Here is a 25490-nt window from a genome sequence, read left to right as displayed (position 1 = left end):
TTGTTCCTCTTTCGTGTCCGAGATCGTCGCCAAACGTTCGAATACGAGTAGAATCAACACCGTGCGCCTTGTCCATCCAATTTAAACCGGACAGCAGTGGCACAAGGCCGAGTATGACGTCGCGTTTGTAAAAAGCTGGGCAGCTCAATGGTTTACGGGCAAATCCTATTCTCCGACGTCATCCTCGGCCGTCGTGCCGAGGATCTAAGCACGTCTCCACGAATGCAACGGTGCCGGTGCTCGGGACGGCCGCATTCCAACGGTTTACAAGCGGATGTTCAACGCTCGCCCACATCCTCCTTCGGCCGCACCATCCACGAATACGCAGCCCCGGCGATCAGCAGCACGCACGTCCCCAGAAACACCGCCCGCATGCCGATATGTCCGCCGACGAAGCCGCCGAGGATCGGGCCGGCGACCTGACCGACATATTGCGACGACACCGACAGGCCGAGTATGCCGCCGGCCGCGCTGTCCGGCACGCTGTGGCGGATGACGGCGGAGATGCAGGGAAGCAGCCCGCCGAGCGCCACGCCCATCAGGAAGCGGAGCACGATCAGCTGCCATGAACTGGTGACGAAGGCCTGCGGGATGAGCAGCAGGCCGGCCACACCGAGCGCGCCCGCGATCACGGGCCAGTGGCCGATACGGTCCGCCAGCTTGCCCAGCCGCGAGGCCGAGAGGATGCTGCCGAGTGCGGCTGCCGACATGACGATGCCTGATATGACAGTCACCCGCGCCGCATCGTCCACCAGCTGTGCGACATAGACCGTGATGATTGGCTCGATGGACATGTTGGCGAGCATCAGCAGCATGCCGGTAAAGAGCATGGCAATGACCGGCCGCTTGTCCGGGATCGAGGCCCAGCCACCGCTCGCCTTCGCCGCCAGCTTGCGGGCAGGCGATTTCTCCTCCTTGATGAGGAAGAGGGTCGCCAGGAAGGCGAGGAAGATGGCGGCACCGGCGGCGAGAAACGTGCCCCGAATGCCGATCAGGGGCGGCAGTACGCCGCCGATCAGCGGCCCGACCAGATTGCCCGCCATGATGCCGGAAGCCAGCGTGCCCAGCGCCCAGGCGGAGCGATCCTTCGGCGTCTGCGTCGCCACCAGCACCATCGAGCCCGAGGAATAGCCGCCCGCCAGCCCGACGAAGAGCCGGAGCGCCACCAGCTGCCAGACGTTGCCGGCCATCCCCATCAGCGAGATCGCCACGGTCATGCCGAGGCTGGCGCGCACCAGCATCAGCTTGCGCCCGTAGATATCGCCGAGCCGCCCCCACAGCGGCGCCACGAAAGCGGCGGCGAAGAAGGTGGCGCCATAGGCGATCCCCGACCACTGCACGATCGCGGCGTGGTCGCTGACCCCCAGTTCCTCGACGTAGAGCGGCAGGAAAGGCAGGAGCAGCGTCATCGCCACGATGGTCGTGAACGAGCCGACGAGCGAAACGGCCAGATTGCGCTTCCAGTGGATGGAACCGGGTTCGGCTGCGGCTGCATCCCATTTCGTATCGGTCATTTCGTGGCCTTCGCATTGATCGTGTAAGTCAGTTCCGCCGCGCCGGACGAAACGATATGGCCCTTTGCCGCGGCGAGGAAATCGGCGCGGGTGAAGACCTTGGGAAGTGTGAGCCTGTCGGTATCGAGCGCATAGACCGTGACGCGGTAACGGTGGATGCGCAGGTCGTTCCAGGGAGGACACGCGCCCATATAGCCCCCATGCGGCCCATCCTTCAAGAAGGCGGCGAATCCGTTCTGTCCACGTCGACCGTGTCTGGTCGCCTCGAGCGCGAGCCCGCCCGCCGGCATGCCGTCGCCGTCCGCTCCCTCGGCGAGTTCCGTGGCCGATGCAGGGATGTCGGCAAGGATCCAGTGTGTGAACTCCATGCGCGGTGCATCCTTGTCGATTACAGTCCCTTCCTTGTTCAGCAGCGAAAGGTCGGCCGGAACATCGGGATCGGTCATGGCAAGCGCATAGGAGCGTGTTCCCGCCGGACCCTTCGTCCAGGAGAGGGCAGGGCTCTTGTTGCTGCCCGCCGCCGCTTTGCCGGCGGCCGCCACGCAGGATGCGTTCCGGGCAGGCAGCGTGCCGCCCGGCCCATTCTCGCGGAACGTCACCGTGATGTCGGTGGCCAGGAGCGGTGTGGCCACGAGCGGCGTCGACAGGGACAGGATGGCCGCGGCTGTTGCAATGGTTCCGATGTGCATGAGTTCGTCCTCTCGTTCGATGGGCGATCTCTAGCAATCGCGGCGGAAGGCCGACGCACCGAAACGCTCGAAAAGCGTTCGCATACGCTCAAACGTCGGCGGCTTGCTTGTCGCCTGCGCCGGACCGCATGCGCTTGGCGAAACGGCGCGGCGAGCGGTGACCTGTCGCCAGTGCTGCCTCGCGAAGCGAAACGCCGTCATCCATAAGCATCGCGGTTGCCAGCTCGACACGGACCTCCGCGAGCAGGGCGCGCAGCGAGGTGTCCTCGCTCGCCAGCCGCCGCCTCAACGTGGCGTTGCTGGTGCCGAGTTCGGCGGCGATCATGTCGGCGGTCCAGGTCCTGTCCGGCTGCCAGCGAACCAGGCCGCGAACCGCGTCTCCCGTCGTCCGCGCCTTGAAGGGCAGGGCGCCGCGCATGCCGAGCACCATCAGCACTTCCATCACCCGGTGCTCGATCAGGACGGCCGGCAGGTTGCCGGCAACGATGCCTTCGCCGGCATGATGGATGGCACCTGAAAGCGCCGCGTCGAGCGGCAGGTCGAGCGGGCCGTTCCTGCGGTGCGGCGGAAAGGCGCGGCTGGCGCGCGCAACCAGCTCGTCGGGAAAATCGATGAAGATCGCCCGGTAGACGCCCGTCGCAGGATCCGGATCGTTGACCACGTCGCCGCGCCAGCCGCCGGGCAGAACAAGCACGGTGCCGGCCGCAAAGCGTAAGTGCCGGCCCATCGTCACGACCTCCTTCGAGCCCCCCACGATCACGACGATCGAGGCGCGCGGGAAGGAGCAGCCGGCGATCCGTTCGCGCTCGCGGGTGACGAAGGAAAACAGCGCCGAGGCGCGCAAGGCGCCATCGGGCAGCTCGGAAGGACGATTGTCCCGCGCTGCCAGTTTCAGCAGCCGCTCCAGTATGTGTTCGACGTCAGACATTGGTGGTCCGCGGTTGGTTCGGCGGCGATCCTAGCGATTGCCGCCGATATGCCAAGCCATGAGACACGGCACATGACTAGTCCGCTCGCCTTTTTCGCCCGCGATTACACCTTATGCGCAGGAGGAGAAGAACTATGACGGAAGAAAACCACACCCGGCGCGAGAAAACGGTGCGCGCCCTCTACGCGGCCTATATCGACGGCCGCAAGGATATCGTCGCGGCCATGCTGACGGAGGATTTCACCTTTTCCAGCCCGCGCGACGACCATATCGGCCGCGATGCCTATTTCGACAGGTGCTGGCCGGAGCCGCCGCCGTTCGAGCGCATGGAGATCGAATATCTCGGCATTGCCGGCGACGAAGCGGTGGTGCGCTATCGTGCGGTCAAACGCGATGGCGGAGCGTTCCGCAACATGGAAACGTTCCGCTTCAAGGGGGACAAGGTCGCGGCCGTCGAGGTCTATTTCGGCCGCGACGCTTAGAATATCAGGCGATGGCGCGTCGTGCCTGGCGGCGCGACACGATGAAGGCCTGCGCCAGGCTGCCTGCCGTAAACAGCACGACCCATGCCAGCAGTGCCGCCTTCACCGGCGGCGAGTCCGGGCCGTTGCCGATCGGATGCGAGGGCGGCAGCCGCGACAGGGTCTCGTTGATCCCGGGAACCCAGAGCAGGAAATAGGTAAAGGAGAAGCCGAGATTCGTGAGGTAGGGGATCAGCCGCCCGAGGAAGCCGAGCTTCGGCAACAGAAGACAGATACCGGAGACGACAAGCACGACGATCGCAAGCGCATGCCCAGGGTTGAAGCCGCCGGTGGACGACAGGCCGAAAGCGCTGATGGCGGAGAGTGCCAGCGTCGCGAGATAGATCTTGCCGACTGATGTCTCCGGCCGGATCGCCCGATACTTGGCGAAGCTGTAGAGCCCGGCGGCGGCCGGAATGATGCTGATGGCGGTATGGATTTCTCCGAGAAGCGAAAGAGGATTGGCCATGTCAAATGCTCCTGTTTGGACCAACTAGTTGGTCGGTAATTGGGTCAAGAAATGCGATGACTGATGATCGGTGGTCTAGCCGGTGAGCCTTTGCAGCGCCGGCCGGGTGATACTGGAAAACAGCACCGCATCGCCGCCGGCGACCCGGGCGGCCAGCATGGCGCCGTGCACGCTGGCGACCAGCACACGCGCGCTGGTCTCGGCATTGTCGGGGCTTTTCAGCGCACCGCTCCTCTGCCCCTCGTCGATAAAGGCGGCAAGACGCTCGATCAATTCATCGAAATGCGCCTTCACCTGCTCCGCGACTTCAGGCGGCAGGCTCGGCAGCTCGGCCGCCAGAAGGGCGGCGATGCAAAACGGCGCATTGTTGTCGCGGATGCATTGCTCCCAGAAACCGACATAGGCGGCAAGCCGCCTGTCCGCCTGCGTCACCTCAGCCGCCATTGCCCCCATTCCGTCCTTGGTCGCCTGCCGGTAGCGGGCAATCACGGCCACGGCGAGGTCAGCCTTGCCGGGAAAGTGGTGATGGATCGTCGCCTTGCCGACGCCAACCTCGGCAGCGATGTCGGCATAGCTGAAAGCGTTGTAGCCACGCGTGACCATCAGCGCCTGGGCGCTGTCGAGGATGCGGGTGTAAGTATCTGTTGCCATGAATGGATATCTACCGACTAGTTGGTCGGGAGTCAATGGCAGTGGTTTGAGCTCTCGGAGTTGTGATATCTCGCCACTCGGCGACACCACATGACAAGGCGGGCGCAAGTCGCGTCGGTGCGCCTTCATTCCTCGGGCAGGATATGCATCCGCTCGGTCTCGAGTTCCGTGCCGAGTTCGACTTCCTTGGTCTTCTTGTCGTAGATGCAGAAATAGCTGACGAAGCCGTTGGCGCCCTTCGGCTTTCCCGTCACCAGCGCCACGCCGAAGCTCTCGCTGCCGAAGGGGTCGACGACGGCGTGCGGCAATTCGACCTGCGCCCGCGCCGCCATCTCGCATTTTCCCTGCACCTCGGCGGCGAAATCCTTCCAGGCATCGCCCGAGGAAGCCGAGGCAGTGTCGCTCGTGGCAAGCAGGCCCGCGATGACGATCATACGGAGGATTGGAAGCCTTGCCATGCCGGGTTCTCGCACACGTTTTCGCGGTCGCGCAGACGCCGCGAAGGTCCTGTCATAAAGCACTGTCATCATGAGCGATTTGCACCTTGCGTGCCAAGCCCTTAGCGCGGGCAAATTTTCCCCGGTACCTGTGTTTTTTGACATTTCGCAGGTTGCCTCACCAAGCTTGCGCTCCTATGTTCCCGCACACCTGCCGATTACGCAAACTATTGCCAAAAGGAGACGACCATGGCTTTTGAATTGCCTGAACTTCCCTACGACTACGAAGCGCTGCAGCCCTTCATGTCGAAGGAGACCTTGGAGTTCCACCACGACAAGCACCACAAGGCTTATGTCGACAACGGCAACAAGCTCGCGGCCGAAGCCGGCCTGGCCGACCTCTCGCTCGAGGAAGTCGTCAAGAAGTCCTTCGGCACCAATGCCGGCCTCTTCAACAACGCTGCCCAGCACTACAACCACGTCCATTTCTGGAAGTGGATGAAGAAGGGCGGCGGCGGCAACAAGCTGCCTTCCAAGCTCGAAGCGGCGATCAATTCCGATCTCGGCGGCTATGACAAGTTCAAGGCCGATTTCGTCGCCGCCGGCACCACCCAGTTCGGCTCCGGCTGGGCCTGGGTTTCCGTCAAGGACGGCAAGCTCGAAATCTCCAAGACCCCGAACGGCGAAAACCCGCTCGTCCACGGCGCCACCCCGATCCTCGGCGTCGACGTCTGGGAACACTCCTACTACATCGACTACCGCAACGCCCGTCCGAAGTACCTCGAAGCCTTCGTCGACAGCCTGATCAACTGGGACTACGTCCTGGAACGCTACGAAGCCGCTTCCAAGTAAGCCGGTTTCGCGAGACTGATGAGAACACCCGGTGGAGACGCCGGGTGTTTTTGTTTTTGGGGGTGGTGAGGGCAGCGCCCGGAGCCCCCTCATCTGCCTGCCGGCATCTTCTCCCCAATGGGGAGAAGGGACTCGTGGCGGGCCGCTCGCTCCATCTTCGCTTCTCCCCAAGGGGAGAAGGTGGCCCGAAGGGTCGGATGAGGGGGCCACTTGCGCCCTGCATCGATGGACAAAGCCGCCACTTGCTCCATCACCCACAAAAGCGCACCCTCCCTGTCACACCGCTGTCACCGACCACTCCTAATCCGGCTCCATGACACAATCGCTCCCACTCTTCAGTTTCGGCATCGTCGCCGACCCGCAATACGCCGCCCGCGAGCCGCATGCCGGCATGGATCGCTATTACGAAAACAGCCGGGCCAAGCTTGCCGCGGCGATCGAGGTCTTCAATACCGAGAACCTGAGCTTCGTCATCACGCTCGGCGACATCATCGACCGCGATTTCAAAAGCTTCGACGCCATCCTGCCGGTTTACGATGCCCTGAAGCACGACAATCTCTTCCTGCTCGGCAACCACGATTTCGCCGTCGCGCCCGAGCACCTGGAAAACGTCGCCGCTCGCCTCGGCATGCCGGCGCCCTATTACAGCCTCGCGAAACACGGCTGGCGCTTTATCATCCTCGATGGCAACGAAGTCAGCACCTTCGCCCCGCCGGAAGGCCACCGCTATCGCGCTATCGCCGCCGAAAAGCTCGCCGAACTGCGGGCGGCCGGCGCCATCAATGCCGAGCCGTGGAACGCCATGATCAGCGACCGCCAGTTAGACTGGCTGAAGTCAGAGATTTCCGACGCCGTCGAGCACGGCGAACGCGTCATCGTCATGAACCACTACCCGGTCTATCCGCCCAACCAGCACGACTGCTGGGACCGTGAGCGCATCATCGAACTGCTGACCGCAAGCCCCAACGTCAAGGCCTATTTCAACGGCCACAACCACGTCGGCAACTACGGCGCGGTCGACGGCTGCCACTTCGTCAACTTCAAGGGCATGGTAGACACCGAGACCGAAAACACCTTCGCCATCGTCGACGTCCACGCCGACCGCCTCGAGATCCGCGGCTTCGGCCGAGAGGAAAGCAGGGTGCTGGCGCTGCGGGCTTAAGCCCAGGCAGTCCCTAGCAGCCCTAAGCCGCCGCCGTCTCGATCGGCGACGCTCTGATCTCGCTCACATCCCGCTTCGGCGGCGTGCCGAACATGCGGGTATATTCGCGGCTGAACTGCGAGGCGCTTTCATAGCCCACCTGATAGGCGGCGCTCGCCACGTTGGCGCCGTCGGTCACCATCAGCCGCCGGGCTTCGAGCAGGCGCATGTGCTTCTGGTATTGCAGCGGCGTCATCGAGGTCAGCGTCTTGAAATGCTGGTGGAAAGAAGAGGGGCTCATCCGCGCCTCCGCCGCCAGCTCGTCGATCCGGACAGGCTCGGCGAAATTGTCGCGCAGCCGGTAGATCGCGTCGCTCATCCGACGCGCATGGCTTCCGGGAAGCGCCAGCTTGCAGATCTCTCGGCCGTTCGGCCCGGTCAGCAGCCAGTAGCAGATTTCCCGCATGATCGAGCGCGCCAGCACGGGGATGGCCTTCGGCGTCTCCATGAGGTTGAGCAGCCGGCGCACGCAATCCTGCAGCGCTTCGTCGAAATCCTGCACGAAGACGCAGGCAATGCCGTCGCCGGAGGGCTTGGGCGGGTTTTCGAGATCGTCCATCACCTCGCGCATCAGGACAGGATCGAAATCGATGTTGAGGCCGAGATAGGGGCGCTCGGGGCTCGCATCGACGATCTGGCCGGAGGCGGGGAACTCGACGGTGACGATCAAGAGCTGGTTCTCGCCATAGTCGAGCACCCGGTCGCCGCTCAAGATCCGCTTGGCGCCCTGCAGCACCACGCAGATGGTCGGCCGGTAGATGCGGTGATGCGGTATCACCGGCTGGCTGACGCGCGAGATCGCCAACCCCGGCACGGGCGCCGGCATGGCAAACGACCCATCGCCGCCGCCGACCGCATCGATATAGCGCGACACCATGTCCTTCAGCGCTTCCGCCATCCTGCTCTCCATCGAAACCACTGGAGTGATCTTAGATCACTGGTTCCTAGTCGCAAGCAGATTGGAGGAATAGGCAAGAAATTCGCGAGTTCCGGCATTCAGCAAAGAGGGGGTACGGGCGTAGCATCAGGCCATCGAATGAGCCCCAAGGAGCCTGTCATGTCGAGTGAAAATCAAGCAAATTCAAAGAGCAAGGTCGCGATCGTCACCGGTGGCGGCCGTGGCCTTGGCCGCAATACGGTGGTCAGCCTCGCCAGACGCGGCGTCGATGTCATCCTGACCTACAACACGAATAAGGCAGAAGCCGAAAGCGCCGTCGCCGAGATCGAGGCCGCAGGCGCGCGGGCTGTCGCCCTCCAGCTTGACACCGGCAACGCCGGTTCATTCGACGCCTTCGTCGCAAACGTCCGCCAGGCGCTCGAAACCTTCGGAGCCAAGGATTTCGACTATCTCGTCAACAACGCTGGCACCAGCTACCACGCTTCGATCGCAGAGACGACCGAGGAAGCCTTCGACGGCCTCGTCAACGTCCACCTTAAGGGCGTCTTCTTCCTGACGCAGAAGCTCTTGCCCCTGATGGCCGATGGCGGCCGCATTATCAACATCTCCAGCGGCCTTGCCCGCTTCAGCGTTCCCGGCAGCTCGGCCTATGCGGCGATGAAGGGCGCCGTCGAGGTCTTCACACGCTACCTTGCCAAGGAGTTCGGCGCCCGCGGCATCACCGCCAATACGGTCGCACCCGGCGCCGTCATGACCGATTTCAGCGGCGGCATCGTTCGCGACAATCCCGTCGTCAACAAGATGGTCTCCGACATGACCGCACTCGGCCGCCCCGGCGTCGCCGACGATATTGGCCCGATGATCGCCTCGCTGCTGTCGGAGGACAATCGCTGGGTCAACGGCCAGCGCATCGAAGTCTCCGGTGGTGCCGCCCTCTGAGGATGAACACCAGCCGTCCCCGTGATCCCAGTTGCGGGGACGGCGTCAGATGGCCGAAACGGCGGCCGTCGCCTGCGTCCACCCCGAGGTCCACAGCGCGCGCAGAGCATCGCCTTCACCCTTGAAAAAGCCCTCGGCCTCCACGCAACGCTCGACCCGGTCGCTGCGGAAATTGCGGATCGCCTCGCGCAGCTCGCACCAGGCAACGATGTTCGAGCTCTGCGAGTAATAAATGAGCGCGATCGGCCGGATCGTGCGCTGGCTGCCCCGGCCGAGTTCGTCGCGATAATCGAGCCTCAGCTTCCGCTCGTCGCGGATGGCGCCACGCACCAGCGAGAGGTCCAGCCCTTCCGGCGAAGGCGCGATCGTGCCCCAGGCATAGAGCGCCTTTCCCTCCATCGCCTCCCTCAGCGGTGCCGGCACGGCGCCTGCGATCTTCTGGTTCACTCTTTTGGCGGCCTGCTTCAGCGCCGCGTCGCCGGTGCGGTCCACCAGCGCCAGCGACAGCACGATCGCTTCCATCTCCTCGATCGAAAACATCAGCGGCGGCAGGTCGAAGCCGGGCCTCAGGATATAGCCGATCCCACGTCCGCCCTCGATCGGCACGCGCATCGCCTGCAGCGCCGCGATGTCGCGATAGATCGAGCGAACCGTCACCTCCAGCGCCTCGGCCAGCATGGCCGCCGTCACCGGCCGCTTCGCCAGCCGCAGCAGCTGGATGATCTCGAAAAGCCTGGACGCCTTGCGCATATCGCCTCCTCCGCCAAACGCTCCTGACACTACACTGTCAGTTGGGCCGTCGTACAGATCACCCTATCGAATTGAAATTCAACGGTATCCGCAAGCATTGCATCGCGGAGCGATGATGGGCGACTGACATGACCTACAGCGAAAACCTCTGGCTATACTTCACCCTTCTCTTCGGCATCATCATCGTCCCCGGCATGGATATGGTTTTCGTGCTTGCCAATTCGCTGACGTCTGGCCGGCGCGCCGGCATGGCGGCAACGGCGGGCATCATGGCGGGCGGGGCGGTGCATTCGCTGTATGGTGCTATCGGCGTCGGCCTTCTGGCGACGCTCTTGCCGGCGCTGTTCAATCCGCTGCTTTTCATCGGCGCCGCCTACATGGCCTGGATCGGCTACACGCTGATCGCAAGCTCGATCACGGTCTCCTCCGTCGAAGGCGGGACAAGCGGCTCCGGCTGGCGCGCCTTCCGCCAGGGCACCATTACCTGCCTCATCAATCCCAAGGCCTATCTCTTCATGCTGGCGGTCTATCCGCAGTTCCTGAAGCCCGCCTATGGGCCGATCTGGCTGCAGGGCATCGTCATGGGGCTGATGACCATGGCAACGCAGGCGGCGATCTACGGCACCATCGCCGTCACCGCCTCGCGCAGCCGCACGCTTCTGATCTCCAACCCCAGCGCCACCATCCTCGTCGGCCGCATCGCCGGCGGCCTGCTGGTGGCGATCGCGATCCTCACCGCGTGGCATGGATGGCGAGCACCGACATGACGAGCGGGGAAACGCCAAATTTTTGAAATGATTGCACTCTCACCCACTTGTTACTTCTTGGCCGAGATTAATTTGCCATCATGCCCGGGTAAGAACGAAGCGCCGGGCTTCGAAGATCTCGGTATCGAAGAGGAGTGGAGACATGAGAGTAAAGGCAATCGTCGCGGCCATCATGGTCGCCGGCATGGGGGTGACAAGCGTTATCGCCGCCGATCAGGGCACGCACGACACACGCGTGGCCATGATGAAGAAGATCGGCGGCGCCACCGGGGCGTTGGCGGGCATCGCCAAGGGCGAGAAGCCCTACGACGCCGAAGCCGTGAAGACGGCGCTGACCACGATCTCGGAAACCGCCAAGGCTTTCCCGGATCAATTCGGACCGGGCACGGAAAACGCATCCGCCGATTCCGAGGCGAGCCCGAAGATCTGGGAAAACATGGATGACTTCAAGGCCCGCTCGGCCAAGCTCGGCACCGATGCCGATACGCTGCTCGCCCAGCTTCCGGCCGATGCCGCCGGCGTCGGCGCCGGCCTGAAGACGCTCGGCGCCAATTGCGGCGGCTGTCATCAGAACTATCGTGTGAAGAAGGAATAGCCCTTCCGCTTGCCATCCGCGATCCGTCTCGGCCTTGTCGTCGTGGCGGATCGCTTTATGTTTTCAGGTAATTGCGGCGACGGGGGAGCAGTGCATGTTTCGCAGGTTTATCAGGTTTGTCCTCTGTCTCGTCGGCGTCGTCGTTTTGGGCGGCGCCGTCTTTTACCTGATAACCGCGCCCAATCCGCTGCCCGAAAGCCATTGGGCCAACCTCGGCGCCCCTGACGTGAAGAATGGCGAGATGGTCTTCTGGGCCGGTGGATGCGTCAGCTGTCATGCGGCTCCCGGTGCGGAAGGCGATGCCAAGCTGACGCTGTCGGGCGGTCTGGCGCTGAAGAGCCCCTTCGGAACCTTCCACGTCCCCAACATCTCCAGTGACGAGCAGGCCGGCATCGGCAAGTGGACGCTCGCCCAATTCGGCAATGCCATGAAGCGCGGTGTGGCGCCCGATGGCGCGCATCTCTACCCGTCCTTCCCCTATGCCTCCTACAGCCGCGTCAGCGACAAGGATATCAACGACCTCTACGCCTACATGAAGACCCTGCCGAAGAGCAGCAACGTCGCGCCGCCGCACGAGCTGCCCTTTCCGTTCAACATCCGGCTGGCGCTTGGCGGCTGGAAGTTCCTCTATTTCAACGACAGCCCGCGCGTCGTGCTCGCCAATGCCGACGACAAGGTCAAGCGCGGCCAGTATCTGGTCGAGGGCCTCGGCCATTGCGGCGAGTGTCACACCCCGCGCGATGCGCTGGGCGGGCTGAAGCCCGATCTGTGGCTCGCCGGCGCTCCCAATCCGGAGGGTGAGGGCACCATCCCCAACATAACGCCGGGCTCGAAGGCGATCGGCGAATGGAGCGAGGCAGACATCGCCAATTACCTCGAAACAGGCTTCACACCCGATTTCGATTCCGCCGGTGGATCGATGACCGAGGTACAACAAAACGTCGCTCACCTACCCAAGGCTGATCTGGAAGCGATCGCCGCCTACCTGAAGGCGGTGCCGTCGCGCTGAGCCGGCAAATATCTAAAATTTGCCGCATTGCAACATTCCATTAGCATTTCCTAACTGAATGCCCCGCAGCGGCACAGCCGCTGCCGAATGACGAACTTTAACGTCTTGCGAAAGGCCAGCTGAAATGCACAGCTCATCAGTTTCTCCCGCCGGCGATCTTGCATCCACTCCTTCCTCCGATCTTGAGGAGGTCGCCCGCAAGGGCGGCAAGCTCAGGCGCATGGCGGTCCGCATCCCGACCTACATGGCCGATATCCGCGAAAACCCGGCCTGGCTGCCGATGTTCCTGCTCGCCCGCACCATTCCCGGTCGTCGCGCCCACTGGCTGATGGCGAAAAAGAGCAACGGCGCGATCGAAAAGCTGCCGTCCATCTTCCCTGACGTGGATGCGGAAACGGCGGTGAATGCGCTGAGGCGTGACGGCATCTTCCCCGACCTGCGGCTGCCGGCCGATATCACCGGGGAGATCTCGGCCTTCGGCCATAAAACGCCCTGCTTCGGCAATTTCGACCGCAGGATCGAGTTCACGGCGTCGGACCACCGAGCGACCGAAGACAGGCTCGGCCGTTCGATCCTCAGCGGCCACCATTTCGAGCGGGCGCTCGATTGCGCGGCGGTGCGCAAGGTCCAGCGCGACCCGCTGCTGTCGGAGATCGCGCGTCGCTATCTCGGCGCCCAGGCACGGCTGATCACCACGCGCACATGGTGGAGTTTCCCGACCAGGGCGAGCGAAGCCGACCGTAGCCTCGCCTCGCTCGACAAGTATCACTTCGATCTCGACGACTGGCGGATGCTGAAGTTCTTCTTCTACCTCGTCGATGTCGACCAGGGCACCGGCCCGCATGTCTTCGTGCGCGGCAGCCACAACAAGCGCCGCATGAAGCACCAGCTGACCCTGCTGGTCGGTCACCCCGCAAACGAGATCATCGACTATTACGGCAAGGACAGCCCGATGACGCTGATTGGCAAGGCCGGCTCGGGCTTCGTGGAGGATCCATTCGGCTTCCACATGGGAACCGTCGCCACCGAAAAGCCGCGCCTGATGATGGAAATCGGCTTCGGCGTCTCGAAGCCGTCGCGCCGCCGCTTCCACGGCGAACCGGTGCTGCGCTAGGGAGCGCAGCCAGTCTAGCGGACATTGCGGATCATACGGAAATCCCGTATGGTTGCAGTCATGGCGACAGACAGGTTCGACCCCAGGAAGGATGCGGCCGATCTCGAAAAGCACAAGCTCTCGCTGGCCTTTGGCGACAGGATCTTTGCTGAGGACGAGAACCATCTGATCATTCCATCAATTCGCGAGATCGACGGCGAGGAGCGGTTCAAGGTGGTTGGGCTCGTAGAGCGGAAACTGTTCACCGGCGTTTTCGTCTGGCGGGGCGATCTGCCCCGCTTCATGTCGGTGAGAAGGAGCAATGAAAGTGAAGAACGAGCCTATCGTGCTGCCGGCTGATCCTAACGACGCCGACGATTTCGGCGTAACGGCCGAAGCGCTGGATCGCGCCCAGCGCGCCCGCCTCATCCGCCGGACGAGAACCCAGCTCGGACTGTCGCAATCCGAGTTCGCGCGCCGTTTCCGCGTGCCTGTCGGCACGTTGCGCGATTGGGAGCAGGCTCGCGCGACGGCACCGGAATTCGCCGTCGCTTACATGCGGGTGATCGAGCAGTTTCCCGAGATCGTGGCGAAGGCTGTTGCATGACCACTGCTACGGACGGATCCGCCTGAAAGACGCCCCAGCTCTATATCAGCAGCCTAAGCCAGCGCCTGCAGATAGCGCATGCCGGTGACCGGGCGCGGGACGAAGTCCATGTGTTCGTAGAAGCGGTGCGCCTGCACGTTGCCTGTCGCGGCGCTGACCGAAAGGTAGCCGCAGCCGGCATTGCGGGCGGTGTCGCGGGCGCGGTTGACAAGATGCTGGCCGACCCCGTGGCCGCGATGGCCGTCGCGCACGAAGAGATGGTGCAGGTCCATGCCGCGCGCGCCTTCCTGAGCGCGGTATAGCGGAACGAGAATGGCGTAGCCGATCAATCCCTCGTCGGTTTCCGCGACCAGCGCGGTGATCCAAGGCAGGGGGCCGAACAGGTCGCGCTCCAGCTGCTCCGGCGTCGAGCCGGCGGCGTCGCCGTGATGCCTCGCGAGCAGCGCGATCATGTCGTTGAGTTCGGGCAAATCGCGCGGCTTGGCCGTGCGGATATTGATCACCGGCGGGCGGATCAATGAGATTTCGCTGTCTTCGATGTCGGTCATGTCTTTGCGTCCCAGTTTGGCGTTTCGTGGTGGTCTGCCGTCAGGACGCTTGAGATACAACAAAGCCGCCTGACGGCGGCTTGTTGACAATAAGATCTGTCCAGCCGCCCCTTACAGGTACAGCCAAAAATACGAGCGGTTGATGTGCACGTTCTTGATCATGGATGAATACATCTTCCCAAATGCTTGTCTTGTCAAGCGGGCCGCGGTCTTTCCTTATCGTTTCACTTAATATAGGATACCCCCCTATCCTATATAGAGATGAGCATGTCCCACACCCAGCATAACAAGAAGAAGCTGATCGCCCGCATCAACAGGCTGAAGGGCCAGATGGACGCGGTCGAGCGCGCGCTCGAGGCAGAGAAGCCCTGCGGCGAGATCCTGCAGCTTTTGTCCTCCATTCGCGGCGCGCTCAACGGCCTGACCGGCGAGGTGCTCGACGATCACCTGCATGAGCATGTCCTGCATGCCGCTGACGAAAAGGCGCGCAGCGAGGCCGTCGAGGAAATCTCCGAAGTTCTGAGAACCTACATCCGCTGATGCGCCCGAGCGCGCGAGACCATTCATAAGGAGCGTGCGATAAGCGCACAGACAGAAACCCTGCAGCACGAGCACGTCTTCCTCGGCGAGGATCACGACCGCAACACCCGCCGCATCTGGCTCGTCATCGCGCTGACCGCCTCGATGATGGTGGCCGAGATCGCCGCCGGCACCTGGTACGGCTCGATGGCGCTGGTCGCCGACGGCTGGCACATGTCGACCCATGCCAGCGCCATGCTGATCTCGGCGGTGGCCTATCTCTACGCCCGCCGCCAGGCCCACAATCCGCGCTTCACCTTCGGCACCGGCAAGCTGGGCGATCTCGCCGGTTTCGCCAGCGCCATCATCCTTGCCCTCATCGCGCTGCTGATGGCGTATGAAAGCGTGCTGCGCATCGCCAATCCCGTTCCGATCAGCTTCTCGCAGGCAATCGGCGTCGCCGTCCTCGGCCTCTCCGTCAACGTGCTGAGCGCCTGGTTGCTGAGAGACGACCATCATCACCACGGCCATGCCCACGGGCACAGCCATGGGAGCCATGGGAACCACGCGCACCCCGGCTCGCACGCCCACCACGGCGACCATGCGCACCATCACGGCGCCCACGCAAGCCATGCAGCGCGCGCCACCGACAACAACATGCGCGCCGCCTATGTCCACGTCATCGCCGACGCGCTGACCTCCGTTCTCGCCATCGCCGCCCTCCTGCTCGGCAGCCTTTACGGCTGGCTCTGGCTCGATCCGCTGATGGGCATCGTCGGCGGCGTCATCATCGCGCAATGGGCCTGGGGCCTGATGAAGGCGTCCGGCGCCGTCCTGCTCGACAGCCTGCCGGCGGCGGGCGATCTTCCCAAGGCGATCCGCACAGTGGTCGAGACCGATGGCGACGAGATCACCGATCTGCACGTCTGGCAGGTCGGCCCGGGCCACCATGCGGCCATCGTCGCGGTGGCGACTTCTGCCCCGCGCGCGCCGTCCTTCTACAAGGAGAAGCTCGCGTCGCTCGGCCAGCTCTCGCACGTCACCGTGGAGGTCACGCAGATGGCGGGAAAACAGGCTGCCTGATGCCTCAAATAGGGCTTGATGCCGGGAATGCATTCTGAAAGATCGTCGCATTCCAAAGGCAGGCGACGCAAGCGGGCCACAATCCCGCTCTACCCCTGTCAACATTGATCTTCATCGATTCTGGCAGAGGTTTTCATGCATCGTTTTTCGATCCGCCGCCGCACGCTTCTCGGTTCCGCATTGCTGTCCCCGGCGCTTTTCCTGCCGGGTATTACCCGCGCCGCCGAAAGCGACGACGACATCGACAAGCGCATGGGCGAACTCGAAAAGCAGATCGGCGGCCGTATCGGCGTGTCGGCGATCGATACCGAGACCAATATCTCCTTCGGCTATCGCGAGACCGAGAGCTTCGCGCTGTGCAGCACCTTCAAGGTGCTGGCCGCCGGCTTCGTGCTGTCGCGCGTCGATGCAGGCAAGGAGAACCTCGAGCGCCGCGTCGTCTACGACAAGGACAAGCTGGTGACCTATTCACCGGAAACCGAACTGCATGTCGGCGACGAGGGGATGAGCGTAGGCGAACTGTGCAAGGCGGCCATCACCCTTAGCGACAACACCGCCGGCAACCTGCTGCTGGAGAGCTTCGGCGGCCCGAAGGAACTGACGAACTGGCTGCGCACCATCGGCGACGGCTCCACCCGCCTCGACCGCTGGGAGCCCGATCTCAACGAGGCCAAGGCCGGTGATCCCAAGGATACGACGACGCCGGACGCCATGCTCGACACGCTGGGCAACATCACGCTGGGCACCGTGCTGACGGAGCCGTCGCAGCAGAAGCTCGCCGAATGGATGGTCGCCAGCACCACCGGCGCCGCCCGCCTGCGCGCCGGCCTGCCGGATAGTTGGAAGATCGGCGACAAGACCGGCACCGGCCGCAACGGCTCGGCCGCCGACATCGCCATCATCTGGCCCACCGGCCGCGGCCCCATCCTCGTCACCACCTATGTGGGCGAAGCCAAGGTCCCGGTCGCCGAGATCAACCCGGTTTTCGCCGAGGTCGGAAAGATCGTCGCCGGGATGGTGTGAGGGGACGAAGACGTCGCCGCTTGCTGGGCGGATATCCCGAGATTATATTGGGTATATCGGAGAGACCCCATGGCACTCTATATCAACAACGACGACGTCGAAGAGCTTGCGGAAAAGCTCGCAACGTCTCGCAAGCAGAGTAAAGCCGAAGTGATCAGGCAGGCTCTATTGCATGAAATTGAACGAGATAAAGACGATGAATCTCTCGTTGAGCGTGGCCTCGCCTATGGCCGCGCACTGAGGGCTCGCGCCGGCGAGGACAGAGGTCCGCCTGCTGACAAGGCTTTCATCGATAGTCTATATGAGGACTAGCCGTTGTTCATAGATGCATCGGCCTTAACATCCATCCTGATCAGGGAAAGCGATGCTCGGGAGTTGCTTGTTCGTCTGCAGAAATATCCGCACCGGGTGATCTCGCCCATGGAATCCTGAAATAAGCGAGCCAATTCAAAACGATGCGGCGGAGACATGAATCTCCGCCGTATCCGTTTGAATCAATCTGTGAACTCGCTCAGAGTGTAGCCGGATCGGTCGTTTCGTCCGTGCCGTTGTCGGTGTTGCCGGTCAGTTGGCGCTTCACCTCTTCGGCGATCTGCTTTTCGATCGCCGCGCGCTCCTCGGCCGGCATGGCGTTCAGGCTGTCTTCCGTCAGGCCCAGGCTGTCGAGCACCTGCTTGCGGATGCGCTCGGCGAGCGACATGTTGGCGAGATCGCTGAACTCGCTGGCAAGCGCGGCGTTGCGGGTCTTGGTCTCGTCTTCCGTGCCCGACATCGTCTGGCTTTCGTCGGTCGCCTGCAGCGCCCACATGGTGCTGGAGATCGAGGTTGGCGTAGTGCTCGGCGCCAGCGAGGCGCCGCTTTGGCGAACGCTGTTTTCGATCGTCAGCGGCTGCTGCTTGCCGCGCTGGCCGGATTGCTGGAACAGGCCGCTGAGGCCGTAGGTGCTGGAAATGCTGTCACTGATCTTCATGAAAATTCCCCCTGAAACAATGCGGGGGAGCATTGCCGCGCAAGCCTGCGCCAGCCTTGCCCTGTCACAAACGAAAACGGCCGCGCGAGGCGGCCGTTCTTATCGTCGGATGGTTGCCTGTCACGGCAGGCTGTAGCCGATCACATAGTCGCCCGGCTGCGTGCCGATCGAACCGTGCCCGCCGGCTACCATGACGACATACTGCTTGTTGTCCGATGTCGTGTAGGTCATCGGCGTCGACTGGCCGCCCGCCGGCAGGCGTGCCTCCCACAGGATCTGGCCGTTGGTGACGTCATAGGCGCGCAGGTAATTGTCGACCGCGGCCCCCATGAAGGCGACGCCGCCCTTGGTCATCATCGGGCCGCCGATGCCGGGAACGCCGACCTTGAAGGGCAGCGGCAGCGGGCTCATGTCCTCGACCGTGCCGTTCTTCAGCTTGTAGGCGGTCTTGCCGGTCAGCAGATCGACGCCGGCCACATAGCCCCATGGCGGCGCCTGGCAGGGAATGCCGAGCGGGCCGAGGAACGGTCCCATGAACACGCCGTAGGGCGCGCCATCGTTGCGGTTCAGGCCCTGCTCGCTGCCCTTCTCGTCCTGTCCGCGCGGCGGGATGTCGGCGGCGGGAACGAGGCGAGAGGTGAAGGCCAGGTAGGTCGGCATGCCGAACATCACCTGCCGCTCCGGATCGACGGCCACCGAGCCCCAGTTGAAGGTGCCGAAATTGCCGGGAAAGATGATCGACCCCTGAAGCGAGGGCGGTGTGTAGCGGCCCTCGTACTTGTAGCGGTGGAAGTCGATGCGGCAGGCCAGCTGGTCGAACAGCGAGACACCCCACATGTCCTTCTCCTGCAAGGGCGGCGGCGAGAAGGTGAGGTCGGAGATCGGCTGCGTCGGAGAGGCGTGATCCTCGGGGATGGTGCCCTGCGGAGCCGGGATCTCCTTGAACGGGATGATCGGCTCGCCGGTGCGGCGGTCGAGCACGTAGATGTCGCCCTGCTTGGTCGGCGCCACCAGCGCCGGAACGACCGTGCCGTCGGCCTTCTTCATGTCGAAGAGCACCGGCTGTGCGGGAACGTCCATGTCCCAGAGGTCGTGGTGCACGAACTGCTGCACCCACCTCAGCTGCCCGGTCCTCATGTCGAGCGCGACGACCGAGGAGGAGAACTTCTCGACATTGGCGCTTCTGCCCATGCCGAGCTGGTCGGGCACCTGGTTGCCGAGCGGCACGTAGATCAGCCCGAGCCCTTCGTCGGCGGAAAGGACGGACCAGCTGTTCGGCGAGTTCGTGGTGTAGGTCTGGCCCTCGGGTAGCGGCGTCGTGACGTCGGGGTTGCCCGAATCCCAGTTCCAGACCAGCGCGCCGGTGTTGATGTCGAAGGCGCGGATGACGCCGGATTGCTCCTTGGTCGAGTAGTTGTCGTTGACGGCGCCGCCGATGATCAGCTTGCCGTTGATCGCGACAGGCGGCGAGGTCGAGTAGTAGTAGCCGGCCGGATTGTATTTCATGCCCTTTTCGAGATGCAGCGTGCCCTGGTCGGCGAAGCTGGTGCACACCTTGCCGTCGAGCGCGTCGAGAGCGATCAGCCGGGCATCCGAGGTCGGCAGGTAGACGCGGTCGACGCAGGGCGCGCCGGAGGCCGTCGCGGTGTCATGATAATAGGTCACGCCGCGGCACGTCTGATGCTGGCGATCCGGGTTCATACCGGAATTGGCGTCGAACTTCCACTTTTCGTGGCCGGTCTTCGCATCGAGCGCGATCGCCCAGTTGTGTGGCGTGCAGAGATAGAGCGTATCGCCGATCTTCAGCGGCGTGACCTGGTAGGTCGTCTCGCCGACGTCGTCGGGACGCTTCACGTCGCCGGTCTGGTAGCGCCAGACCTCCTTCAGGTCCTTGACGTTGCTGACATTGATCTGGTCCACCGGCGAATAACGCTGGCCGAACGGCGTGCGGCCATACTGGTGCCACGCCCCGTCGCTGACCGCGCCGCCGAAATTGGTTGTGCCCGTCATCGCCGTCGGCAGGTCGCCGTGCCGGTCGTGCGGGCTCGTCGTCATGGAATATCCGGCAACCACGATCGCCACGAGCACGGGAATGGCGAGCGGCCACGGATTGGCGGCATAGGCGGTGCCCGTCGTGCCGTAGAAGCCGAGCGGCCGCCGCACCCAGGGTGTGAGCAGCCACAGGCCGAGCAGGATGATGAGCCCACCGCGCGGCCCAAGCTGCCACCAGTCGAAGCCGACCTCCCAGATCGCCCAGCCGAGCGCAGCAATGACGAGGACGGCATAGACCCATAGCGCCGCCGCCGTGCGCCGCAAGAGCAGCACCGCCGTCAGCAGGAACATGACGCCCGCGAAGAGATAGAAGAAGCTGCCGCCAAGCAGCACGAGCCAAAGCCCGCCGCCGCCAAGCGCCAATCCGATGAGAATGAAAAGAAGGGAGGTAACGACGATCGCCATATGGCCGGTCTCCAGCTGAAATGCATGTCGTCCCGAGAAATCGGGAAGGATCGCGCAGGGGCGCGCCGGTTGAACGACGCGTAACCGCTTGAATTTCAACTAGGGCAGGGGTGCTGCCTTTCAACCGCCACAATTGGGGGCGGCCGGGCACTTCGGCAAGATGCCGGGATCAGGTCCCGCAGAAGGTCTGCAGCACGCGCTCCTCCGGCTTGGGCGGCTCCATATAGGGCGCGAAGTCCGGTTGCTCCTCGTAAGGCCTGGACAGCACCTTGAGCAGCGCCTCGAACAACGAGAAATCGGCATCCTCGACCGCGGCGGTGATTGCTTGCTCGATGCGGTGGTTGCGCGGAATGAAGGCCGGGTTGACCTTGAGCATCGCGGCGCTGCGCTCCGCTGCCGGCCACGTCTCGCGTTCCAGCCGTTCGTGCCAGCGTCCCAGCCATGCTGCGGCCGCGTCGGGTTCCGCGAAGGTCGCGAGGAAGGCGGCCTCGCTGCCGTTATCGGCGGCAAGGTGCGAAAGCCGCAGGAAGGTCAGCGTGAAATCCGCCCGTCCGGCCTGCATCGCTGATAGCAGCGATTGCACAAGTTCCAGATCGTCGTCCTCGACCGTCGAAAGCCCGATCTTGTCGCGCATCCCCCGCAGCCAGTCGATCTGGAAACGCTCGCCGTAATGTTCGATCACGATGTTGGCCGCCGCGACAGCCTTCTCCAGATCGGGATCGATCAGCGGCAGCAGCGTCTCGCCGAGCCGCGCCAGATTCCACTGGCCGATCCCGGGCTGGCTGGCATAGGCATAGCGCCCGTTCTGGTCGATCGAGGAGAAGACAGTTGCGGCGTCATAGCTGTCCATGAAGGCACAGGGGCCGAAATCGATCGTCTCGCCCGAAACGGTCATGTTGTCGGTGTTCATCACGCCATGGATGAAGCCGATATGCAGCCACCGGGCGATCAGCGACGCCTGCCGCTCCGACACCGCCTCGAACAGCGCGAGATAGGGATTGGCGGCATCCTTGATGTCAGGGTAGTGCCGCTCGATCACATAATCGGCGAGCGCCCTGATACCCTCGGCATCGCCGCGCGCGGCAAAGAACTGGAACGTGCCCACCCGAATATGGCTTGCCGCGACGCGGGTGAACACCGCGCCCGGCAGCACCTGCTCGCGATAGACCGGCTGGCCGGTCGAGACCGCGGCCAGCGCCCGCGTGGCGGGTATGCCGAGCGCATGCATGGCTTCGCTGACGATATATTCGCGAAGCACTGGCCCCAGCGCCGCGCGTCCGTCGCCGCGCCGCGAAAACGGCGTCTGCCCGGCGCCCTTGAGCTGGATGTCGCGCCGCCTGCCGTGGATGTCGATCACCTCGCCGAGGAGGATTGCCCGCCCGTCGCCGAGCTGTGGCACGAAGCCGCCGAACTGATGTCCGGCATAGGCCATCGCCAGCGGATCGGCGCCCTCGGGCACCATATTGCCCGAGAAGATCTCGGCTCCGTCGCGCTTCAGCATCTCGACATCGAGCCCGAGTTCCTTCGCCAGCGGCTCGTTCAGCTTTATCAGCCACGGCTCTTCTGCACGCGAAGGCGTTTGCCGCGCGAAGAAATGCTGCGGCAGCCTGGAATAGCTGTTGTCGAAGGCAAAGGGTTGGCGGCGCGTGTTTTCGAGGGCTTGGGTCATGACCAATAGGTAGGGCCGTGGGCCAATTGCTGCAAGCGCCCGCCCATGCTAGGATTTTATTCACCTAAACTGGGCGCTGGCGAGAATGATGGAAAAGCTCAGCATTACCCTGCCGACCGAAATGGTTGATGTGATCAGAGCGGAAGTCGAGGCCGGTACCTACGCCTCGACCAGCGATGTCGTGCGCGCCGCGATCGACGTCTGGATACGTGGTGAGGAAGAGCACAAGGAGCGCATCGCCTCGATCCGCGCTCGTGTGCAGGCCTCGCTGGATGATCCGCGTCCCAGGTTGAGCAGCCAAGAGATGCGTCAGGCGCTGGATGCCCTCTTTGCGAAACATCGCTAAGCAATGGGCGGCTACCAGGTCGACTATCTACCATCAGCGCTCGACGACCTTCGAAAAATCTTCCTCTACGTGCTGGAAAGCAGCCAAAGCCGCCTAACGGCCGAGCGTTACGTTGATCGCATATTCGACAGGTGTGAACGCATAGGCGACGCGCCATTCGCTGGAGTATTGCGGAGCGATCTTGGGTCTGATCTACGAATGGCGGTGTTCGAACGAAGCGTTCTCATTCTCTATCGGGTAGAGGCGCATAGTGTTGCGATCACCAACATCTTCTCCGGCGGCCGCGACTATCAAGCGCTTTTGCGCAATGCCAACTGACAAAGCCATGCCCTGACCTCATGTCAGCCTTGCCATAAAAGCACAACGCCGCCACATTTGCAGGCGTATACCCAACGGCAATCTCCCCTTGGCTGCATGCCATATCATACCGCGGTTGATCGCGTTCGCGTGAGCCGCGCCATTGCGAGTGATCCCTGACAATGTCGGATCAGATCTACCAGGCGGCGTCCGTTCGGCGCCCCCCGCTCAACTTTCGCTTGGTCGCGATGATCGTCGCCAGCGCCATGTTCATGGAACAGCTCGACGCCACCGTGCTTGCCACAGCACTTCCGACCATGGCGCGCGACTTCGGCGTCAGCGCCCCGTCGATGAGCGTCGCGCTCACCTCCTATCTCCTCAGCCTCGCCATCTTCATTCCGGCAAGCGGGCTGATCGCCGATCGCTACGGTTCGCGCACCGTCTTCCGCTCGGCGATCGCCGTCTTCGTCGCCGGCTCGATATTCTGCGCGCTCGCGCCCAATCTTTTCTGCCTCGTGCTGGCCCGCCTGCTGCAGGGGTTGGGCGGCGCCATGATGATGCCGGTCGGGCGTCTGGTGCTGCTGCGCACTGTCGACCGCAAGGACATGATGAACGCCATGTCCTGGCTGCTCGTCCCGGCGCTGATCGGCCCGATCCTCGGGCCTCCGGTCGGCGGCCTCATCGTCACCTATCTCGACTGGCGCTGGATCTTCTACATCAACGTGCCGATCGGCATTCTCGGCTTCACGCTGGTCTCGATCTATATCGAGGATTTCAAGGGCACGACGCGCAAGCGCTTCGATACCGTCGGCTTCATCCTTTCGGGCATCGCGCTCGGCTCACTGCTTTTCGGCTTCGAAAGCTCGAGCCGCTCGGGCGAGGGCGCCTTCGCGCTGTTCCTGATCGCCATCGGCCTGCTCTTCGGCATCGCCTACCTCAAGCACGCGAAGCGCCATCCGTCGCCGATCATGGATTTCTCGCTGATGAAGATCCCGAGCTTCGGCACGTCGGTCATCGCCGGTTCGCTCACCCGCATCACGCAGGGCGCGCAGCCTTTCCTGCTGCCGCTTTATTTCCAGCTCGGCTTCGGGCTGTCGGCCGCCAAGGCTGGCCAGTTGGTCACCGCCGCCGCCATCGGCTCGATGGCCATGAAGGCATTCGCGCCGCGGATCCTGCGGCGCTTCGGCTTCCGCAGCAGCCTTGTCTTCAATGGCGTCATCGCCACCGTCGGCTATGCGCTCTGTGCCCTGTTCCGGCCCGATTGGCCGCTTGGCCTGATCTTCGCTATCCTCGCCATGTGCGGCTTCTTCATGTCGTTCCAGTTCACGGCCTACAACACTGTCGCCTATGACGAGATCGACCGCGACCGCATGAGCGCCGCCACCAGCTTCTACACCACCTTCCAGCAGCTGATGTTGTCGCTCGGCATCTGCATAGGCGCGCTGGCGCTCCACACGTCTATGTCGTTTACCGGCAGCCACACCCCGCAGCTGCAAGATTTCTCCGCCGCCTTCCTCTTCGTAACCGCGATCTCGATCACCGCCACCTTCTGGAACCTGCGCTTCTCGAAGACCGCCGGAGCCGATATCAGCGGCCATCGGGGTGCTGCGACTGATCACGGCGGGCATTGAGGCTTAGGCGGCCTCGGGCAGGCAGGCCTCGCAGATCGCCGCCACATGGCGGTGATCCGTGCCGCAGCAACCGCCGACGATCCTGATGGCGGGCATATTCCGCAACAGGTCGCGGTAGCGCTGCCCGAGGTCGATAGGATCACCGGCATCCAGCACCTCGCTTTCGTCGAGTTCCGCATGGCTCATGCGCGAGGCATTGGCGCGCAAGCCGGCGATGCGCCGTGTCCAGCCGCTGCCGCGATCGAGAGCACCGGAAAAATGGGTGGGGTGCGCGCAGTTGATCATGTAGTAGGCGGGCGAGCCGCCGGTCGCCGCATCCGTGGTTTCGATCGCATCCTGCAGGCTCCGCCCCGTCACCAGCCGGCCGTCCGTCTCGACCGTGAACGAGATCGCGCAGGGCATGCGGGCGGCAGCGGCGCGCGCGACGCCGATCGCCTCGTCGATATTGGTCAGCGTATAGGCCGCCACCATGTCGGCCTCGCTTTCGGCGAAGCTCTTAATCTGCGCACCATGATAATCCTCCGCCTCGGCAGCACTCATGTTGCCCGCCCTGTAGCCGTCTCCGCGCGGCCCGATCGCGCCTGAGATCACGATCGGCCTGCCCGGCTCCTCGCACTTCTCGCGAAGCGGCACAAGCAGATCGACGGCGGCGAGATTGGCACGGTGCAGCGCTTGCGCGTCATAGCCGAGCTTCTCGCCCCAGTCGGGATTGGCCCGCCATGTCGGCGTATCCAGGATGAAGCCGGCCCGGTGTTTGCGGGCGATATCGAGGTAGCGGCGGTAGTAGACCAGCAACCGGTCCCGCCCTTCCTCGTCGTCAACCATCACGAAGGAGGCGAAATGCGGCAGCTCCATCCCGTCATGAAAGATGAAGGTCGTCTCCATGCCGCCATCGCTCACGAAGAACCCGCCATCGAGCTGCGGCAGATGCGCTCTGTACTTCGCCATATCGGTCCCTCCCGGAAAGCAGGAAACAGATGCGATGCCATGTAATGTAAATTAGGAATTAGAAAGATACAGGATTGGC

Annotated in this window: 30 protein-coding genes; 17 read left to right on the top strand and 13 right to left on the bottom strand. The window is 63.4% G+C overall.

The genetic code is table 11. The features are described from left to right. Positions 1-278: 278 nt before the first annotated feature. The 3 genes from QTL95_RS14685 to QTL95_RS14675 form a co-directional block, all read right to left on the bottom strand. Complete coding sequence (locus QTL95_RS14685) at positions 279-1514, bottom strand: MFS transporter (protein WP_289720702.1); 1236 nt, start codon at positions 1512-1514, stop codon at positions 279-281. Beyond that, the gene (locus QTL95_RS14680) at positions 1511-2203 is read right to left on the bottom strand and encodes a YbhB/YbcL family Raf kinase inhibitor-like protein (protein WP_289720701.1); all 693 of its coding nucleotides are present in this window, start codon (positions 2201-2203) and stop codon (positions 1511-1513) included. Before QTL95_RS14680 ends, QTL95_RS14685 begins: the two co-directional genes overlap by 4 nt. Positions 2204-2291: 88 nt before the next feature. Beyond that, the gene (locus tag QTL95_RS14675) at positions 2292-3131 is read right to left on the bottom strand and encodes a helix-turn-helix transcriptional regulator (RefSeq protein ID WP_289720700.1); all 840 of its coding nucleotides are present in this window, start codon (positions 3129-3131) and stop codon (positions 2292-2294) included. 134 nt (positions 3132-3265) lie between these two features. On the opposite strand from QTL95_RS14675, the gene QTL95_RS14670 reads away from it, so the two are divergent. Next, on the top strand, positions 3266-3613 hold the full coding sequence (locus QTL95_RS14670) for a nuclear transport factor 2 family protein (RefSeq protein WP_289720699.1): 348 nt from the start codon (positions 3266-3268) through the stop codon (positions 3611-3613). Between the two features lie 4 nt (positions 3614-3617). On the opposite strand, the gene QTL95_RS14665 is transcribed toward QTL95_RS14670, so the two are convergent. The 3 genes from QTL95_RS14665 to QTL95_RS14655 all read right to left on the bottom strand — a co-directional run bounded on the left by QTL95_RS14665 (position 3618) and on the right by QTL95_RS14655 (position 5230). Beyond that, positions 3618-4121 (bottom strand): hypothetical protein, encoded by a 504-nt coding sequence (locus tag QTL95_RS14665; protein ID WP_289720698.1) that lies wholly within the window; start codon positions 4119-4121, stop codon positions 3618-3620. Between the two features lie 75 nt (positions 4122-4196). Next, the gene (locus tag QTL95_RS14660) at positions 4197-4772 is read right to left on the bottom strand and encodes a TetR/AcrR family transcriptional regulator (protein WP_289720697.1); all 576 of its coding nucleotides are present in this window, start codon (positions 4770-4772) and stop codon (positions 4197-4199) included. A gap of 125 nt (positions 4773-4897) precedes the next feature. After that, positions 4898-5230: a hypothetical protein gene (locus QTL95_RS14655; protein ID WP_289720696.1), complete on the bottom strand. Its 333-nt coding sequence runs from the start codon at positions 5228-5230 to the stop codon at positions 4898-4900. A 228-nt stretch (positions 5231-5458) separates the two neighbouring features. Between QTL95_RS14655 and QTL95_RS14650 the strand changes: the two genes are divergently transcribed. Continuing rightward, a complete protein-coding gene (locus QTL95_RS14650) occupies positions 5459-6061 on the top strand; it encodes a superoxide dismutase (protein WP_289720695.1) in 603 nt (200 codons plus the stop codon). A gap of 313 nt (positions 6062-6374) precedes the next feature. After that, complete coding sequence (locus QTL95_RS14645; RefSeq protein ID WP_289720694.1) at positions 6375-7223, top strand: metallophosphoesterase; 849 nt, start codon at positions 6375-6377, stop codon at positions 7221-7223. Positions 7224-7245: 22 nt separating this feature from the next. Here the strand turns inward: QTL95_RS14645 and QTL95_RS14640 are convergent, their stop codons facing one another. Then, positions 7246-8160, bottom strand: coding sequence for an AraC family transcriptional regulator (locus QTL95_RS14640; RefSeq protein WP_289720693.1), 915 nt, complete (start codon positions 8158-8160; stop codon positions 7246-7248). 159 nt (positions 8161-8319) lie between these two features. Between QTL95_RS14640 and QTL95_RS14635 the strand changes: the two genes are divergently transcribed. After that, on the top strand, positions 8320-9099 hold the full coding sequence (locus QTL95_RS14635; RefSeq protein ID WP_289720692.1) for an SDR family NAD(P)-dependent oxidoreductase: 780 nt from the start codon (positions 8320-8322) through the stop codon (positions 9097-9099). A 45-nt stretch (positions 9100-9144) separates the two neighbouring features. Here the strand turns inward: QTL95_RS14635 and QTL95_RS14630 are convergent, their stop codons facing one another. Continuing rightward, the gene (locus QTL95_RS14630) at positions 9145-9849 is read right to left on the bottom strand and encodes a helix-turn-helix transcriptional regulator (protein ID WP_289720691.1); all 705 of its coding nucleotides are present in this window, start codon (positions 9847-9849) and stop codon (positions 9145-9147) included. 128 nt (positions 9850-9977) lie between these two features. Here QTL95_RS14630 and QTL95_RS14625 point away from each other — a divergent pair, with 128 nt between their 5' ends. The 6 genes from QTL95_RS14625 (at position 9978) to QTL95_RS14600 (ending at position 13920) form a co-directional block, all read left to right on the top strand. After that, a complete protein-coding gene (locus QTL95_RS14625; protein WP_289720690.1) occupies positions 9978-10616 on the top strand; it encodes a LysE family translocator in 639 nt (212 codons plus the stop codon). Positions 10617-10758: 142 nt separating this feature from the next. Further along, complete coding sequence (locus QTL95_RS14620; protein WP_289720689.1) at positions 10759-11211, top strand: c-type cytochrome; 453 nt, start codon at positions 10759-10761, stop codon at positions 11209-11211. 94 nt (positions 11212-11305) lie between these two features. Further along, positions 11306-12220 (top strand): cytochrome c, encoded by a 915-nt coding sequence (locus QTL95_RS14615; RefSeq protein ID WP_289720688.1) that lies wholly within the window; start codon positions 11306-11308, stop codon positions 12218-12220. A 124-nt stretch (positions 12221-12344) separates the two neighbouring features. Beyond that, positions 12345-13334, top strand: coding sequence for a hypothetical protein (locus QTL95_RS14610; protein ID WP_289720687.1), 990 nt, complete (start codon positions 12345-12347; stop codon positions 13332-13334). A 60-nt stretch (positions 13335-13394) separates the two neighbouring features. After that, positions 13395-13673, top strand: a complete 279-nt coding sequence (locus QTL95_RS14605) for a BrnT family toxin (protein ID WP_289720686.1) — start codon at positions 13395-13397, stop codon at positions 13671-13673. Then, positions 13642-13920: a helix-turn-helix domain-containing protein gene (locus QTL95_RS14600; RefSeq protein ID WP_289720685.1), complete on the top strand. Its 279-nt coding sequence runs from the start codon at positions 13642-13644 to the stop codon at positions 13918-13920. Before QTL95_RS14605 ends, QTL95_RS14600 begins: the two co-directional genes overlap by 32 nt. Positions 13921-13973: 53 nt before the next feature. Here QTL95_RS14600 and QTL95_RS14595 read toward each other — a convergent pair whose 3' ends face one another. Then, positions 13974-14468, bottom strand: coding sequence for a GNAT family N-acetyltransferase (locus QTL95_RS14595; RefSeq protein ID WP_289720684.1), 495 nt, complete (start codon positions 14466-14468; stop codon positions 13974-13976). A 267-nt stretch (positions 14469-14735) separates the two neighbouring features. Here QTL95_RS14595 and dmeR point away from each other — a divergent pair, with 267 nt between their 5' ends. The 4 genes from dmeR to QTL95_RS14575 all read left to right on the top strand — a co-directional run bounded on the left by dmeR (position 14736) and on the right by QTL95_RS14575 (position 17405). Beyond that, on the top strand, positions 14736-15008 hold the full coding sequence (dmeR, locus tag QTL95_RS14590; protein ID WP_018902506.1) for a Ni(II)/Co(II)-sensing transcriptional repressor DmeR: 273 nt from the start codon (positions 14736-14738) through the stop codon (positions 15006-15008). A 39-nt stretch (positions 15009-15047) separates the two neighbouring features. Next, positions 15048-16070, top strand: a complete 1023-nt coding sequence (dmeF, locus tag QTL95_RS14585; RefSeq protein WP_289720704.1) for a CDF family Co(II)/Ni(II) efflux transporter DmeF — start codon at positions 15048-15050, stop codon at positions 16068-16070. 135 nt (positions 16071-16205) lie between these two features. After that, entirely contained in the window at positions 16206-17093 is an 888-nt protein-coding gene (gene bla / locus QTL95_RS14580; protein WP_289720683.1) for a class A beta-lactamase, read from the top strand. Between the two features lie 69 nt (positions 17094-17162). Next, positions 17163-17405, top strand: a complete 243-nt coding sequence (locus QTL95_RS14575) for a type II toxin-antitoxin system VapB family antitoxin (protein ID WP_289720682.1) — start codon at positions 17163-17165, stop codon at positions 17403-17405. A 199-nt stretch (positions 17406-17604) separates the two neighbouring features. Here the strand turns inward: QTL95_RS14575 and QTL95_RS14570 are convergent, their stop codons facing one another. From QTL95_RS14570 to QTL95_RS14560, 3 genes are all read right to left on the bottom strand, one after another. Beyond that, the gene (locus tag QTL95_RS14570) at positions 17605-18063 is read right to left on the bottom strand and encodes a hypothetical protein (protein WP_289720681.1); all 459 of its coding nucleotides are present in this window, start codon (positions 18061-18063) and stop codon (positions 17605-17607) included. 120 nt (positions 18064-18183) lie between these two features. Further along, positions 18184-20520: a glucose/quinate/shikimate family membrane-bound PQQ-dependent dehydrogenase gene (locus QTL95_RS14565; RefSeq protein ID WP_289720680.1), complete on the bottom strand. Its 2337-nt coding sequence runs from the start codon at positions 20518-20520 to the stop codon at positions 18184-18186. Between the two features lie 169 nt (positions 20521-20689). Further along, positions 20690-22189, bottom strand: coding sequence for a protein adenylyltransferase SelO (locus QTL95_RS14560; protein WP_289720679.1), 1500 nt, complete (start codon positions 22187-22189; stop codon positions 20690-20692). An 88-nt stretch (positions 22190-22277) separates the two neighbouring features. On the opposite strand from QTL95_RS14560, the gene QTL95_RS14555 reads away from it, so the two are divergent. From QTL95_RS14555 to QTL95_RS14545, 3 genes are all read left to right on the top strand, one after another. Continuing rightward, positions 22278-22535 (top strand): ribbon-helix-helix domain-containing protein, encoded by a 258-nt coding sequence (locus QTL95_RS14555; RefSeq protein WP_336622281.1) that lies wholly within the window; start codon positions 22278-22280, stop codon positions 22533-22535. Between the two features lie 3 nt (positions 22536-22538). Next, on the top strand, positions 22539-22853 hold the full coding sequence (locus QTL95_RS14550; RefSeq protein ID WP_289720677.1) for a type II toxin-antitoxin system RelE/ParE family toxin: 315 nt from the start codon (positions 22539-22541) through the stop codon (positions 22851-22853). Between the two features lie 161 nt (positions 22854-23014). Next, positions 23015-24463, top strand: coding sequence for a DHA2 family efflux MFS transporter permease subunit (locus QTL95_RS14545; RefSeq protein ID WP_289720676.1), 1449 nt, complete (start codon positions 23015-23017; stop codon positions 24461-24463). Between the two features lie 3 nt (positions 24464-24466). Here the strand turns inward: QTL95_RS14545 and QTL95_RS14540 are convergent, their stop codons facing one another. Further along, positions 24467-25411: a homocysteine S-methyltransferase family protein gene (locus QTL95_RS14540; RefSeq protein WP_289720675.1), complete on the bottom strand. Its 945-nt coding sequence runs from the start codon at positions 25409-25411 to the stop codon at positions 24467-24469. Positions 25412-25490: the final 79 nt, after the last annotated feature.

This window comes from Rhizobium sp. S152 (assembly GCF_030380735.1).
GTDB lineage: Bacteria > Pseudomonadota > Alphaproteobacteria > Rhizobiales > Rhizobiaceae > Rhizobium.
Note: the sequence above shows the minus strand (reverse complement) of the source record. Positions and strands in the feature narration are given on the sequence as shown.